Genomic DNA, 14,810 nt, shown 5'->3' with positions numbered 1-14,810 from the left:
TCGGGAAGACGGGGTTTCCTTTATAATTTCGGGTGTATGTCGAAATATTGCATCCAAGCTGCGGAAGGTGTGCGAAGTATGAACTTTCGGACAAGGCGTATTTGTTCTTTTCTTCTTGCTCTTGTGCTTGCGGCGGCCGTTTTCCCCGGTCACACGTTCGCCTACGGCGCAGCCGGCATGACCGGCGAAGGGACGGTAGGCGATCCCTATGTAGTGATGACACTGGAGCACCTGGACGCAGTCCGTGACGATATGGACGCCCATTATGTGCTAGGGGCTGACATCGATGCGTCGGCGACGGCAGCGTGGGACGGCGGCCAAGGCTTCCTGCCGATCGGCGACTTCGTCGATGCGGGCGAATTCACCGGGACGTTCGACGGGGCGGGCCATATCATACGCGGGCTAACGATCAACCGGCCGTCTAAGGACTATATCGGCTTGTTTGGTTGGGTCGGCGAAACCGGCGCCGTCAAGAGGCTCGGTATGAAGGATGTGTCCATTGTCGGTCATACGTGGCTCGGCGGGATCGCCGGTCGTTCGAACGGAACGGTGGAGGATTCGTTTGTAACCGGCAAGCTTCAGGGCACCGGCGGGATCGTTGGCGGGCTGCTTGGGATCAACGGGATCGAGGCGTTGGTGACGCGCTCCTACGCCGAAGCCGACGTTACGGCGTCCTTGTATTACGGAGGCGGGCTGATCGGGTATAACGACGGGGGGATCAGCGAATCGTACGCGACGGGCAACGTGAGCGGCACCGGTTATGTTGGCGGTCTGGCGGGCGTGAGTATCGCCGGAGAAATTTACCGTTCCTATGCGAAAGGCGATGTCAGCGCGGGAGACCGGCCGGCAGGCGGGCTGATCGGTTACAACGAGAACGGGATGGTGAGTCAGACGTATGCCACAGGAGACGTTAGCGGAAGCGGGGCGGTCGGCGGTCTCGTCGGCATGACGGACTTCGGATACGTCGGCCATTCGTACGCTACAGGCAGCATCGAAGGCCCCGCTGGCTATTCCGGCGGGCTGATCGGCAGCAACAACGGCGGTACGAACGAACACCTGTATTGGGACGCCGAGACGACGGGCAGGCTGAGCGCCTGCGGATTCGACAACGACTACGGAGGCATTTGCACGGGAACCGGCCTTACAACGGCGCAGGCGCTATCGCAAGCGAGCTATCCGGGGCTTGACTTCACCGCCGCTTGGTTTATGGTTGACGGATCGACGCGTCCGTTCCTTCGCGCGGAATGGTCGGCGTCGATCCGGACGCCGCATCAATTGCAGCTGATGGCGATGGATTTGACTGCGGATTATTCGTTAGCGAATGACATCGACTTCGGTACCGCTCTCACCGACAACAGCCGATCCGACCTGTGGGCGACCAGTAAAGACGAGGGCCTCGGCTTTGCGCCTATCGGTACGATGAACGGCAGCTACGACGGGGAATTCAACGGCATGGACAGCGTCATCCGAAACGTAACGATTCGCCGCCCGGCTGCCGATCGAACCGGCTTGTTCGGCATGATAGGCTCTGGCAGTGTTGTTCGTAACATAGAATTGGCCGGCGGCGCCATCACTGGCTTGAACCGCGTCGGCGCACTGGTCGGAGACAACAACGGCGGGACCGTGGAACGCGCGGCTTCGTCGGTTTCCGTAACCGGAAACGAAGACGTAGGCGGCCTGATCGGCTTCAACGGCAACGGCTCGACCCTCGCTTTATCGCATGTGTCCGGTGCGGTATACGGCGTCAACAGCGTAGGCGGCCTGGTCGGTTACAATCAGCGGGTCTCCAGCGGCGCTGATGTCAGCCTCTCGTACGTGACCGGCGCGGTATACGGGGAGCTGCAGGTCGGCGGTCTGGTCGGGACGAATCATGGCGGCATTATCGAAAATGCTTACGCCGCCGCCTCGGTTGACGGCGACGAGGAAGTCGGTGGACTCGTCGGTCGCACGGCACTCGGCTCTGTACGTCAAACGTATGCCGTAGGCCCCGTCAGCGGCGTCGAGGCAGGCGGTCTTGCGGGGAGCAAGCCGAGCGGAACCGTCGTCGACAGCTTCTATAACCGGGAGACGACGGGGGCGTCCGACGATACCGGTAAAGGCGTACCGCTTACTACCTCGGAGCTGAAGCGGCCCGCTGTTTACCCTTCCGGCTGGGATTTCGCCGGAACATGGCGCTTGACCGAAGGGAAGACGTACCCTGTCCTGCGGGTAATTGCGGCCAATCTGGAGCTGGATGCCGCTCCGCCGACCGTCGTTGGCGCCGAGATCGAAGCGGCGCACCCCGATCGCGTGATCGTTGTATTCGACGAAGAGGTGAGCACGGCGAACGGGGCCGGCTTTGCGATTCGGGTGGACGGAAGCGAAGCGGGGATCAGAAGCGTCGGCGGTACCGGACCGCAAACGAGAAAGCTGATCTTCTTCTTGGAGGAAGCGGTGGAATACGGGCAGACGGTTACTGTCTCGTATGAATCTCTGATTGGCCATGTCCTCGATCAAGCTAACGTGCCGCTGCTCGGCTTCGCCGATTTGGGCGTGGATACGTCCGAGCTTCCGCTGCCGGACGTCGTTCCACCGACGATTACAGTAAGCATGACGGAAGTGAACGGTCGCGAATACCGGAACGGTACATGGACTAATGAAGCGGTAGCCGTGCGTGCCGAAGCGAAAGACGAAATCGGCGTCGCATCGTTCGTGTATTCGCTCGATGGCGGCAATAGATGGAGCGATTACAAGCCGGAGGATATCGTGCTTCAAGAGGATGGAGCGTACACCGTCTTGTTTAAGGCCGCCGATGCGGCGGGCAATGAGGCGACCGAGCGGCGCATGGTAAATATCAGCCGCAGCGGCCTGCGTTTAACGCCGATGTTGATGAAAGCGAACGGCGACGCATACGCGAACCGGGCTTGGTCGAACCTCAGTGTGACGGTGAGCGTCTACGCCGAGGGAGGGGCGAGCGGCCTTGCGGATCTCACCGTTTCCCGGAACGGCGGAGCGGCAGAGAAGTACGATAACGATGTGCCGCTTGTTCTGGAACAAGAAGGCGTGCATACGCTGATGTTCCGGGCATCGGATGCGGCCGGCAACACACTTTCGATACCGCTGGAGGTGAGGATCGATAAGACGGCGCCGAGCGTTTCCTTCAACCCGAACGGGAACGAAATTCCGGTCCGTACGGCGGCAACGACCGTAACGGCTGCCGACGGCAGCATCGGCAGCGGTTTGGATGCTTCGACACTACAGTATGCGTGGTCAACGGACACAACCGCGCCGGCTGCGGGCTGGACGCCATTCGCGAGCGGGGATAAGATTGCGAGAAGCGAAGGAGTAGGGGATTGGTATTTGCATATCCGGGCGGCGGATGCGGCGGGTAATGTAACGCACGCCGTTTCGAACCGGTATCGGATATCCGCTCCGCCGCCGGTGGAATCGGGCGGATCGGACAGCTCAGATTCGTCGAACGACGAAGAACGGCGCCTTATGTACACAAGGAACTCGATAGGCACGAACGGAGCCACACTGATGATCGGAGGAATGCGAATCGGCATTCCCGCCGGAGCATTGAGTCGTTCATTTACGCTGATGACGGCCGAGATCGATGATCCATCCCATTTGCCGCTGCCTGAGGGCGCGCAATGGGCAGGCGGCGTCTTCGATTTGAAGAAGGATGTCGAAGGTACATTCAACAAAGATATTACGCTCACGCTGCCGCTGAGTGAAGGCTATGCCCCAGCGGAAGGCATGGAGATCGGCCTTTACTGGCTGAACGAAGAGTCGAACGAGTGGGTGCCTCTAAACGATATTACAATTGATAAGACCGCTCGGACGGTTAGCGGCACGACCAATCATTTCACCATATTTGCAGCTTTGGCCGTCCCGGCATTGGAGGCACCGAAGCCGCAGCAACCGGAACCTGCACAACCAATGCCGCCTGAGTCAAGCTTTACGGATATTTCCGGTCATTGGGCGGAGCAAAGCATCCTTATGTTGGCAAACCTCGACGCAGCGACCGGTTATCCGGACGGCACATTCCGGCCCGACAGCACGGTCACTCGCGCGGAATTCGCCGCCATGCTCATTCGCGCCTTGGAGCTGCCGGAGCAGGACGGCAGCCCGTTCGCAGACATTGAACAGCATTGGGCCCGTCAAGCCGTTTCCACCGCCTACGCGCAGGGGATCGTTCGGGGCCGCGGTGACACTCATTTTGCGCCAGACGACCTCGTCACCCGTGAGGAAATGTCTCTAATGGCCGTGAACGCGCTGCGGCCGGAGGCGGCACGGGAGTTTGCTTCTTTCACGGACCAAAGCGACATATCGCCCTGGGCGCGTCAGGCTGTTGCCGCCGCAGTGGCGCTCGGCATCGTGTCCGGGTATCCAGACAACGCCTTCAAGCCTCAATCCAATGCCACTCGGGCGGAAGCGGTCGCAGTCATCCTTCGTGTCTTAGAGTTCAATTAACGTCAGAAAGCCCGCTTTCGGCGCACACTTGCGCGGAAAGCGGGCTTTCTTTCATCCATCCGGTCTAGCCCCAGCGGAATGCGGAAATCGATATGTTTCAATAAAGTCTTACTCCGGTAAACCCCGCGGTAAAAAAAGTACAATTGCAGGAAACCTCCGGCACAGGTATGCTAGCTTCACAACCCGCATACCTGGAGGGATTACCATGAGTCAGCCCCAATCCGTACCCGTTTGTTTGGCCAAGATCGACACAAGCGCCGCCGGTCCGCGCTGCAAGTTGTTATTCGGCGATGTAGACGGTGACGGCAGGCTGGAGATTGTCATGATTCAACCGGACGACCGTCAGGATGTCCGGTATATTCCGCATCAAGTACAGTGTGTCACGGCATTCGATTTGGACGGCCGCATGCTTTGGCAGGCGGGAAAGCCGAGTCTGAACGCCGGGGGGCAAGGCTCGGATTATCCTGCCCAAATCTATGACTGGGACGGCGACGGCCGTTTGGAAGTGCTGTGCGTCATGGCCGGGCGCTTCCATGCAATCGACGGACTAACCGGTCAAGTCAAACAAACTCATGAGCTGCCGGACCCGCACGCGCATGATTGTATCGTGATCGCCAATTTATCGGGCAAGGAAAGAGCCAGCGATATTTTGCTGAAGGATAGATATCGCCGGATGTGGGCGCTGAACGATCGGTTCGAGCTGCTGTGGACGCATGAAGGCAATCCGGGACACTTTCCGTGGGTGTACGATCTGGATGGCGACGGCCGCGACGAAGTGATGGCAGGCTATGATCTGCTTGATCATCGCGGACGCGTATTGTGGAGCTGCCGCGGCCTTGAGGATCACGCCGACTGTATTTGGGTCGGGGATGTGAACGGCGATGGCGAGAAGGAACTCGTTATTGGCGGCAGCGTGACGGTTATGATGGACAAGGGAGGCCGGGAGCTGTGGCGATACGCGGATTCGATCGAATCCCAGCATGTTGCGCTCGGCAAATTCCGGACCGACTTGCCGGGGCTGCAGATTGCGGGACTCGACCGTATCGTTCGAGGCGATACGAAAGCGGGCCTGAAAGGGAAGGACGGCATGTTCTTATTGGATTGCACGGGAAAGGAGCTATGGAAGGAGGAGCGCAAGACCGAAGGCTGGCTGACGATCATCGATACGCTGCGTGGTTGGGACGATAGCGGTGTCGACTATATTTTGGCATACAGGCGGGGAGGCGGCGTGTTCCCTACGATCTATGACGGTTATATGAACGAAGTGGCGGTATTCCCGGTTGACGGCTATGTCGGCCATGCGGATTTTTTGGGAGTAGGCAGAGAGCAGGTCGTCATTCATGATGACCGGTACGTCCGTTTGTTTGCAAGCCGCGAGGAAGCATTGGCCAAGCGTGAGGATGCGCGACCGTTAGTTCAGACGAAGCGGTTATACAGCTCTACGATCTATATGGGCGGAGAGATTGACTTACCTGTAGGGAACTAAAGATAAATTCTGCGCACTCCGCGAAACGCCCGCCGGGAATATTGGTAACTGACACATGCCGCTGACAATGGCGGAAAGGCGAGTATTGGCGGGTCAATGGGGAGAAACTATGGCAGTCGGTTGAGTGCTGCCGCGTTACTTGCAAACTCGATTGTTATGGAAAAAAATACGGTTGCATTGTCGCCTTCAAAATGATATATTGATTTTCGTTGTCGCTGCGGCAACGTAAACAAGTCGGTTTCGATGGTGGGCAAGCTGCTATGACTACAGTGATCTTTTCCAAAACAAACCACTTGATTTAAATAAGTGATACATGATAATATGTAGTTCCTGTCACTTAGGTCGAGGGCTTATCCCAATACCCTGGATTTATTACCTAGGATGTTCGCGCTGCGAACCTCTCCGCTTTCATTACACCTGTAAGGGCCCTTAGCTCAGCTGGTTAGAGCGCACCCCTGATAAGGGTGAGGTCGGTGGTTCGAGTCCACTAGGGCCCATCATCATACTTTTCCATGGGGCCATAGCTCAGCTGGGAGAGCGCCTGCCTTGCAAGCAGGAGGTCAGCGGTTCGATCCCGCTTGGCTCCACCATTATTCCCTGATAGCTCAGTTGGTAGAGCACTCGACTGTTAATCGAGTTGTCACAGGTTCGAGTCCTGTTCGGGGAGCCATTCTTTTGGACGCTTAGCTCAGCCGGGAGAGCATCTGCCTTACAAGCAGAGGGTCGGCGGTTCGATCCCGTCAGCGTCCACCATACTCTTTACATTCAGAATGGAGAAGTGTCCGAGCTGGCCGAAGGAGCACGATTGGAAATCGTGTAGGCGTCACAAGCGTCTCGAGGGTTCGAATCCCTCCTTCTCCGTCGCTTTATAAACAACATGTGGCGGCGTAGCTCAGCTGGCTAGAGCGTACGGTTCATACCCGTGAGGCCGTGGGTTCGAGTCCCTCCGCCGCTAGATGGAGAGATACCCAAGTGGCTCAAGGGGACCCTCTGCTAAGGGGTTAGACTGCGTAAGCGGTGCGAGGGTTCGAATCCCTCTCTCTCCGTAGCCATTGGAAAGGTACCCAAGAGGCCCAAGGGGGCTGACTCGAAATCAGCTAGGCGGGTAACTCCCGTGCGTGGGTTCGAATCCCACCCTTTCCGCCATACATGATAAGGCCCGTTGGTCAAGGGGTTAAGACACCTCCCTTTCACGGAGGTAACAGGGGTTCGAATCCCCTACGGGTCATTTGCCGCTGTAGCTCAATTGGCAGAGCAACTGACTTGTAATCAGTAGGTTGGGGGTTCAATTCCTCTCGGCGGCACCACCATATGGAGGCTTAGCGAAGTGGCCAAACGCAGCAGACTGTAAATCTGTTCTCTGACGAGTTCGGTGGTTCGAATCCATCAGCCTCCACCACCAACAACTAAATAAAGGGGCATAGTTTAAAGGTAGAACAGCGGTCTCCAAAACCGTTAGTGTGGGTTCAATTCCTGCTGCCCCTGCCACAAAAATTTTGTTCATATACGAGCCATTAGCTCAGTCGGTAGAGCACCTGACTTTTAATCAGGGTGTCGTAGGTTCGAGTCCTACATGGCTCACTCTTTGCTTTGTTTGCAGTCGTGGCGGAATTGGCAGACGCGCTAGATTCAGGTTCTAGTGGTGTAACAGCCGTGGAGGTTCGAGTCCTCTCGACTGCATCATATGCGGAAGTGGCTCAGCGGTAGAGCATCGCCTTGCCAAGGCGAGGGTCGCGGGTTCGATTCCCGTCTTCCGCTCCATATGTGCCCTTAGCTCAGCCGGATAGAGCGTTTGACTACGAATCAAAAGGCCGGGAGTTCGAATCTCTCAGGGCACGCCATTCATTTCAAAATCATATTTCGGGACGTAGCTCAGCTTGGTAGAGCACCTGGTTTGGGACCAGGGGGTCGCATGTTCGAATCGTGTCGTCCCGACCATTATGTATTAATTTGCGGGTGTAGTTCAATGGTAGAACTCCAGCCTTCCAAGCTGGTAGCGTGGGTTCGATTCCCATCACCCGCTTCATAGACGCGAAAGAGCTGCTTCGGCGGTTCTTTTTTTATTTTCCGAGCTGGATCGCGGAGATTGTTTCACCCGCGAAACCTGAATGCAGCCTCGCTGTTCAACATAGCAGGAATTCATCATTTTGACCGAGAATATGTAAGCATTTAGCAGCATCAATGTCAAAATTGGGAGCATGACATGAAACAAATGACTTACTTTTCTTTAAGAATCGTATCGATTTTACTATTTGGCCGCGGACTCTTACTGCTTGAAGAACTGTATCACGGGTACATGGCGACTTATTTCGAAACGGATGAAATGATTCGGATGACGTATCCGTCCATCGTTTTCATTTGCTTTAGTATCCTCTTATGGGTGTCGGCCAGAAAGCTAACCGCGATTTTCAACAATGTCCAGTTGCAGCTGCTGGATGGAATGAATAGCGAGCACCTTAAAGGTGTGATTATTCATGTCGTAGGGATACTTTACGTGATTACCACGGTGCCGGATTTTATTATGTTTATAGCTCAAATTCTGATGTATATGGACCTATGGGGTCTTGGCTACATCAGTAAAGTGGACACCTTATTATTTATCATGCATTTTACGATTGGATTTGCTATGGTGAAGAAGAGCAGCTTTGTACTCAACCTGATGAACAGATTCATCAAACCGTTATAATCTTTTTGAAAAATGGGAAGGCGAGGGGAAACGGATATGTCCAAAATAGAGTTCGGCATCGTCGGCAGAGGGTGGAGAGCCGATTTTTACTTGCGCATTGCGAAAGCGCTGCCACAACAATTCGCGGTTCGTGCGATGCTTGTCCGCAACGAAGAACGCGGCAGAGAGATCGAGGCCGAATGGGGGGTCCCAACTTACCGTGACATGGAGACTTTCGCTTCAAGCGGACCGATGGCATTCGCAGTCGTTTCCGTTCCATGGGAGGCCGCGCCGGGTTGCACATTGGAGCTGGCGGACAGGGGAATCCCGGTACTGACCGAAACACCGCCGGCGCCGGACATCCCGGGTATGATCGCTCTGTACGAGTCGCTGCGCAAGCTGAAGGGCCGCGTACAGGTTGCCGAGCAATATTTGTATCAGCCGATGCATGCTGCACGGATCGCTTTCGTCAAATCGGGCAAATTAGGTGACGTTTCGCAGGTGCAGGTGTCGGCCGCTCACGGCTACCATGGCATCAGTCTGATCCGCCAGCTGCTCGGGATCGGCTGGGAGAACGCTGTGATCCGGGGCCAGCGGTTTACGTCCAAGCTTGTGAAAGGTCCGGGGCGATATGGGCTTTCGGAAAGCGAAGAAATCGGCGATTCGGTCCAGGATATCGTGACGCTTCGCTTCGGCGACAAGCTGGCTCTGTTTGATTTTACGTCAGATCAATATCGTTCCTGGATAAGAAAGAATCGCATCGTCGTTCGCGGCAGCCACGGAGAGGTGACGGACGAAACGTTCCGATATTTGCGGGATTTCCGGACGCCGATCAACGGGGAGTTTCGTAGAGGCGATACCGGACATAACGGCAACCTGGAAGGGTACTATCACCGCGGGATTACGGCTAACGACGAATGGGTGTATGAAAATCCGTTCGTTCCCGGCCGACTGTCGGACGACGAGATTGCCATTGCGACAAGTTTGATGAGAATGGCGGATTACGTGCAAGGCGGGCCGTCTTGCTATGCGCTGGAAGAGGCGCTGCAGGATCATTATTTATCGATCATGATGCAGAAAGCCATTGAATCGGGAGAGGAGCATTCGACGGCAACTCAGCCCTGGGCACTATAGTGGGGAAGGAGAACGAAAAGCGCCGTTGCATGCGGGTAGTTCCGCATCATCTGCGCTCTTGCCGTGAATGGTGCCGCTGCGACGAAACTGATATAATCAGGGAAACACTTGAACATCCTAAAGGAGACCGACCATGTTTCTGCATTTATTGGACAATGACGAGCATAAAGCAGCCTTTCTTGAACTGGCGAACCTTGTAACCAAGGTTGACGGCTATGTGAACAAGAAGGAGAAAATGTACCTGAAGGCGTTCCGTGCCGAGATGAACTTGCCGGAGCCGGAGCATGAGCAATATGCGGACCGAAGCGTTGCTGACATTATCGGAGGCATCGACAACGAGCTGGTTCGGCATATTATGTTCACGGAGATTCTGATCATGACGTTCTCGGATGGCGACTACAACGACAGCGAGAAACAGATCGTCACCGAAATTCGGGAGCATTTGGGCATTTCAGCGGACAAATACGATGCGTTCCTGAACTGGGTGAAGCGGCACGGCGAGCTGCAGATTCAGGGCATGCAGCTGATTATGGGCATCTAGCTTCACCTTTCTCAGCGCAGCCAATAGATAAAAAGACGGAGTGCCGATTACCGCCGTCATTATGCCTCAGCGGCAGCGGGCAGCACATAGCCTCGGAAACAAAAAGAGAACGGCCGCCGCCATGAACCCTACACCTTGATTGATGCCGAGAATGTCAGGACTGGCGTGCGGCTTTCACACTACGCTTTGCAGAATGACTCCTCTTACGGACAATCCGATCCGTTATCTTACCGACAACCAGCCGCAACGAACGAACTTCATTGACAATGAAGAGAGACTTGTCAGGCTCCGCCGCCGATATCTCCGAATGAAACGGAACTATGAAAAATAATATTTGTAAAATCGTGTGAAGAAGCGTATATTTAAATGATAATGATAATCATTAACGTTATCCTGCGAAAGGTAACTTGATATGTCATCGTTGCGATCGGGAGTGGGATCTTAATGAGAACGAATATCATTGTCGATAGTTTTTCGGGAGGTAGAACGATGATTCGCTTGCATACCCAAAAGCTTGATATTGCCTATGAGGACAGCCTGATCGTGGAGGATTTGAACATATCGATTCCGTCCGGCAAAATTACGGCGCTTGTAGGCGCCAATGGGTCGGGGAAGTCGACGATTCTGAAGACGATGGCGAGAATCATGAAGCCGAAAGGCGGCGGAGTATTCCTTGACGGAAACTCCATCCACCAGCAATCCACCAAAGAGGTGGCGAAGCAGCTGGCGATTTTACCGCAAAACCCGATAGCACCCGATGGCCTGACCGTAAGCGAGCTCGTTTCATACGGCCGTTTCCCGCATCAGAAGGGCTTCGGTTCTCTGACGAAAGAAGATAACGATATTGTACGGTGGTCCATCGAAGTGACGGGGATGGCCGATTTTTACGACAGACCGGTCGATCAGTTGTCCGGCGGACAGCGGCAGCGGGCATGGATCGCCATGGCACTCGCCCAGCAAACGGATATTTTGTTCCTTGACGAGCCGACCACTTTCCTGGACATGGCGCATCAGCTTGAAGTTCTGAAGCTGCTGCAGCGGTTGAACGCGGAAGAGGGCCGTACTATCGTTATGGTCGTTCACGATCTGAATCATGCGACCCGATATGCGCACCATATGGTGGTTATTAAAAAAGGCAAGGTCGTGAGTGAGGGGAAGCCGGGCGATGTGATGACTACAGAGGTGCTGCGGGAAGTGTTCGGCATCGAAGCGGATGTCATTCCCGACCCGCGGACGGGACTTCCGCTCTGTCTGCCATACGAGTTGGCCGGTGAGGTGAAGCCTGCTGGCGGGGCGATATTGTCCAGTCTTCCGAAGAGTTCTCCGCCGTCGTCCACGAGTAACGAAGCGGAATTGGCGGCTGCCGGAAAGTAACCGGAATGCAAATACCCGCCGGAGCTGATCCAGCGGGTATTTCGTGCGATCATACTGAGTTCCAATGAATACCGATATTTCATAGCCTTACGGCTTCGGAAAATACCCCCGATCGATGGCATGCCCGATCAATTTGGCTACGATCTCCTTCATGCCGGGCAGGAGGATGCCGGAACCGGCTTTGTGAAGCGAATCTTCGCAGCAATACCGATACGGCGAAGTTCTAACCCCGTCTCCTTCAAGCAAAGGAATCGCTAGTTGTACTCCTTCTTTACTCACGTTCATGCCTTCCGTTAATATCCACTTTTCGAACTCTTTACTCGGTAAAAGATCAATTGTATACCCTTGTTCTTTGAGCGATTCAATAAATGCTTCGTAACGTTCTTGAACCGGATTGCAGATGTGGTAGATTGCACCCAGCGTACGCTGTTTCATTAAGGAAACCATGAACGTGCTGGCGAAATCTATGGGGGAAATATCCACATATGCGTTGACGGCAGGCGCCTTACCTAACAGCAGGAAGGCCTTGATCATGCGGTAGAAGAAGTTTTCATGAATATTTTTCTGAAAGCGGCCGTTCCGACTGTGGCAAGACAAATTGCCCGCCCGATAGATGGAGCAAGGAAGCCCCGCCATGATCGCCTCAGCGACAGCTTTCTCCGCAAGAAGTTTACTATTCGTATAGACATTGTCTAACTGCAATCCATAAAAGTCTTCAACGCTTTGCGAAGCCGTCTCCCAATTTCCTGCCGCAGCCATATCCTCCGGAATTCCGATTGTAGAAATAAAATGGAACGGAACGGAAGGTTTATCATAGATCAATTTCAACAAATTTTTCGTGCCAAGCACGTTGGTAGCTTGGAATTCGTCCGTACTGCCAAAATGTCTGACATCCGCTCCAGCGTGAATAATGGAGGTGATTCGGCTGGAAACGAACCTCCGGTCTTCCGGAGACAAGCCTAGATCGGCATGTACCAAATCTCCCTCCAATACGAAAATCCGGTTCGTATACTTGGCAAAAAAGTTTTGTCCGAAATACGAGTCCAACGTGTCCCATACCCGGGAGATTCCGTTGCTGCCAAGTTTGGGCCGAACCAGAAGGTGGAGATTGGCTTCCGTCGTTGTCAACAGCTCATAAATCAGATGTGAGCCCAAATATCCGGTTGCCCCTGTTAACAAGATGTCCGAGCCTAAAGCGTCTTGGCTGTCGATCTCCACCTTGGGAAGCACCGGCAGCTCCTTCAGCGGCAAGTACTCGGCGATCGGCAGATGTTCATCCTCGGCGGAATCGCCGGATAACGTCGATATATATGCGGCTAAATCTTTCACTGTTCGATGTTCGTACAAATCGTTCATCCGCAAGTTGAGGTAGTCCAGCTTTAAATGCGATAACACCGTCATCACGGCCAGAGAGTCCCCGCCGATCTCGAAGAAGCTCACGTTGCGGCTGACTTGTGCGATCCCTAATACTTCGGACCAAACGGAAGCAATGACAAGCTCGAGCTCGCCGATCGGCTCTTCATAAGGAATATCCGTCTCCGCAAGATCGACGTTATCCATCGCATGCAGTTTTTTTCTGTCTACTTTACCGGTCGGAGAAAGCGGTATTTCCTTCAAACGGTAAAAATAGCTTGGAATCATATAATACGGTACGTACGATTTCAAATGTTCGCGCAGCTCGGCGCTGGATACCCGGGTTTTCTCGGAGTAAAAGCAAGAAAGATGCTTGACCGTATTGTTTTCCTGGATAGCGACGACGGCTGCATCGAGAACGGCCGGATGTTTGGACAGAGCATTCTCGATTTCGCCGATCTCAATGCGGAATCCGCGCAGCTTTAATTGTCCGTCTTTGCGGTACTGAAACTCGATATTGCCGTCCGGTAAAATTTTGACGATATCGCCCGATTTATAAACCTTGGAGCCGGGATCGCCGCTAAACGGGTTATTCACGAAAACTTCGTTCGTTTTATCGGCAAGCTTTAAGTACCCTTTCGCGAGGGCGAACGTTTCGATGTAAAGCTCTCCTTCTTCGCCGACCCCGGCAAGAGTGCCGTCAGCCTTAACCACGTAAATTTTATAGTTGCCGATCGGAGTGCCGATCGGGACGGTTACCGAATTGCTGCTCCAATAATCCGATATTTTGAAGGTCGTTGTAACGACAGTGCACTCTGTTGGCCCATAAGCGTTAAATATGACGGTGTCCGTTCCATATTTGTCTTGGAACTTGCGCACGTGCTCGGACAGCAGCGCCTCTCCGCCGACGATAATATTTTTAACCGTCCGCCATACGGCTTTAGGGGCCGGAGTAGTCGCTTCGGATAGACGATTAAATACTGAAGTGGGAATACATCCAATGTGAGTGACTTTTTTCCTTTCAAGAAGCGACAAAAATAGTTCAGGCGTCAATTGCTCTTCCTTGGTCAAAATGACTAGCTCTGCACCGTTCAGCAGGCAGTTAAACGTATCCAAAATCGAAGCATCAAAACTGAAGGTTGAAAACTGCGTAAGTACGTCCTCGCTCGTAATCCCCAGCTTTTTGGTGAACGTATTCCAAAGATTGACCACTCCCCGATGCGCGATCAGCGTGCCTTTCGGATTACCGGTGGAACCGGAAGTGTAAATCACGTAAGCCAAATCATCCGGGGAAATGGCCGGATCCTCAAAGCTGGTTTCCCCCGCAGCAAAACATTTCTCTATCGAAATGGGGGTGTCGACTCCTAAGGCAATGCACAAATCTGCGGCACTCTCCGTGTATTTTTCCTTAATGATCAGTTGTTTGCAGCTGGCATTACCGACGATATATTTATTTCGCTCAATGGGATGCTCGGGGTCAATGGGGACATAGACGCCGCCCAGACGCAGCACCCCAAGAATGGAGATGACGGTTTCGGGACTGCGCTCCATATAAATTCCGATAAAATCGCCTTGGCTGCAGCCGGCATCGGCCAAAGCGTTCGCGACCTGAGAGCTTTTGTCGTACAAATCCGCATAACTGATTTCTGTGTCACCGTAAGAAAGTGCCGCTTTCCTTGCATACGTCGAGGCTGCCCGCCGAAACAGGGAGGAGATCGTCTCTGCTCCCGGGTAAGCTTCGTCCGTATTGTTGATAAGGCTGTAGATGGATGGATTTTTTTCGATGACGTTAAGCATGGCTT

At 54.1% G+C, this 14,810-nt stretch carries 7 protein-coding genes and 18 tRNA genes; 24 read left to right on the top strand and 1 reads right to left on the bottom strand.

Annotated elements, in window-relative coordinates; translation table 11 throughout:
- The first annotated feature begins 78 nt into the window (after positions 1 to 78).
- The 24 genes from ACFFK0_RS19580 (at position 79) to ACFFK0_RS19465 (ending at position 11,655) form a co-directional block, all read left to right on the top strand.
- On the top strand, positions 79 to 4,455 hold the full coding sequence (locus ACFFK0_RS19580) for an S-layer homology domain-containing protein (RefSeq protein WP_377471998.1): 4,377 nt from the start codon (positions 79 to 81) through the stop codon (positions 4,453 to 4,455).
- Between the two features lie 205 nt (positions 4,456 to 4,660).
- Positions 4,661 to 5,941: a rhamnogalacturonan lyase family protein gene (locus ACFFK0_RS19575; protein WP_377471997.1), complete on the top strand. Its 1,281-nt coding sequence runs from the start codon at positions 4,661 to 4,663 to the stop codon at positions 5,939 to 5,941.
- Between the two features lie 423 nt (positions 5,942 to 6,364).
- Positions 6,365 to 6,438, top strand: a tRNA-Ile gene (locus ACFFK0_RS19570).
- A 17-nt stretch (positions 6,439 to 6,455) separates the two neighbouring features.
- A tRNA-Ala gene (locus ACFFK0_RS19565) sits at positions 6,456 to 6,531 on the top strand.
- A 4-nt stretch (positions 6,532 to 6,535) separates the two neighbouring features.
- Positions 6,536 to 6,611 (top strand) — tRNA-Asn (locus ACFFK0_RS19560).
- 7 nt (positions 6,612 to 6,618) lie between these two features.
- A tRNA-Val gene (locus tag ACFFK0_RS19555) sits at positions 6,619 to 6,694 on the top strand.
- Between the two features lie 19 nt (positions 6,695 to 6,713).
- Positions 6,714 to 6,802: transfer RNA gene (locus tag ACFFK0_RS19550), tRNA-Ser, on the top strand.
- 20 nt (positions 6,803 to 6,822) lie between these two features.
- Positions 6,823 to 6,896: transfer RNA gene (locus tag ACFFK0_RS19545), tRNA-Met, on the top strand.
- A 3-nt stretch (positions 6,897 to 6,899) separates the two neighbouring features.
- Positions 6,900 to 6,987: transfer RNA gene (locus ACFFK0_RS19540), tRNA-Ser, on the top strand.
- Positions 6,988 to 6,995: 8 nt separating this feature from the next.
- Positions 6,996 to 7,087 (top strand) — tRNA-Ser (locus ACFFK0_RS19535).
- 10 nt (positions 7,088 to 7,097) lie between these two features.
- Positions 7,098 to 7,169, top strand: a tRNA-Glu gene (locus ACFFK0_RS19530).
- Between the two features lie 3 nt (positions 7,170 to 7,172).
- Positions 7,173 to 7,248 (top strand) — tRNA-Thr (locus ACFFK0_RS19525).
- 6 nt (positions 7,249 to 7,254) lie between these two features.
- Positions 7,255 to 7,340: transfer RNA gene (locus ACFFK0_RS19520), tRNA-Tyr, on the top strand.
- Between the two features lie 15 nt (positions 7,341 to 7,355).
- Positions 7,356 to 7,429: transfer RNA gene (locus tag ACFFK0_RS19515), tRNA-Trp, on the top strand.
- A 20-nt stretch (positions 7,430 to 7,449) separates the two neighbouring features.
- Positions 7,450 to 7,522 (top strand) — tRNA-Lys (locus tag ACFFK0_RS19510).
- Positions 7,523 to 7,537: 15 nt separating this feature from the next.
- Positions 7,538 to 7,621: transfer RNA gene (locus ACFFK0_RS19505), tRNA-Leu, on the top strand.
- 6 nt (positions 7,622 to 7,627) lie between these two features.
- Positions 7,628 to 7,702 (top strand) — tRNA-Gly (locus tag ACFFK0_RS19500).
- Between the two features lie 3 nt (positions 7,703 to 7,705).
- Positions 7,706 to 7,782, top strand: a tRNA-Arg gene (locus ACFFK0_RS19495).
- 20 nt (positions 7,783 to 7,802) lie between these two features.
- Positions 7,803 to 7,879: transfer RNA gene (locus ACFFK0_RS19490), tRNA-Pro, on the top strand.
- A gap of 14 nt (positions 7,880 to 7,893) precedes the next feature.
- Positions 7,894 to 7,964: transfer RNA gene (locus tag ACFFK0_RS19485), tRNA-Gly, on the top strand.
- 180 nt (positions 7,965 to 8,144) lie between these two features.
- Positions 8,145 to 8,627, top strand: a complete 483-nt coding sequence (locus tag ACFFK0_RS19480; protein ID WP_377471996.1) for a hypothetical protein — start codon at positions 8,145 to 8,147, stop codon at positions 8,625 to 8,627.
- A gap of 36 nt (positions 8,628 to 8,663) precedes the next feature.
- Positions 8,664 to 9,740: a Gfo/Idh/MocA family protein gene (locus tag ACFFK0_RS19475; protein WP_377471995.1), complete on the top strand. Its 1,077-nt coding sequence runs from the start codon at positions 8,664 to 8,666 to the stop codon at positions 9,738 to 9,740.
- Between the two features lie 133 nt (positions 9,741 to 9,873).
- Complete coding sequence (locus ACFFK0_RS19470) at positions 9,874 to 10,281, top strand: tellurite resistance TerB family protein (protein WP_377471994.1); 408 nt, start codon at positions 9,874 to 9,876, stop codon at positions 10,279 to 10,281.
- 489 nt (positions 10,282 to 10,770) lie between these two features.
- Positions 10,771 to 11,655: an ABC transporter ATP-binding protein gene (locus ACFFK0_RS19465; RefSeq protein ID WP_377471993.1), complete on the top strand. Its 885-nt coding sequence runs from the start codon at positions 10,771 to 10,773 to the stop codon at positions 11,653 to 11,655.
- A gap of 87 nt (positions 11,656 to 11,742) precedes the next feature.
- Here ACFFK0_RS19465 and ACFFK0_RS19460 read toward each other — a convergent pair whose 3' ends face one another.
- Entirely contained in the window at positions 11,743 to 14,805 is a 3,063-nt protein-coding gene (locus tag ACFFK0_RS19460; RefSeq protein ID WP_377471992.1) for an amino acid adenylation domain-containing protein, read from the bottom strand.
- Between the last annotated feature and the right edge of the window lie 5 nt (positions 14,806 to 14,810).

It is taken from the genome of Paenibacillus chartarius, from assembly GCF_042432825.1.
Classification (GTDB): domain Bacteria; phylum Bacillota; class Bacilli; order Paenibacillales; family NBRC-103111; genus Gordoniibacillus; species Gordoniibacillus chartarius.
The sequence above is the reverse complement of the archived record's forward strand: the minus strand, read 5'-3'. Positions and strand labels throughout refer to the sequence as shown.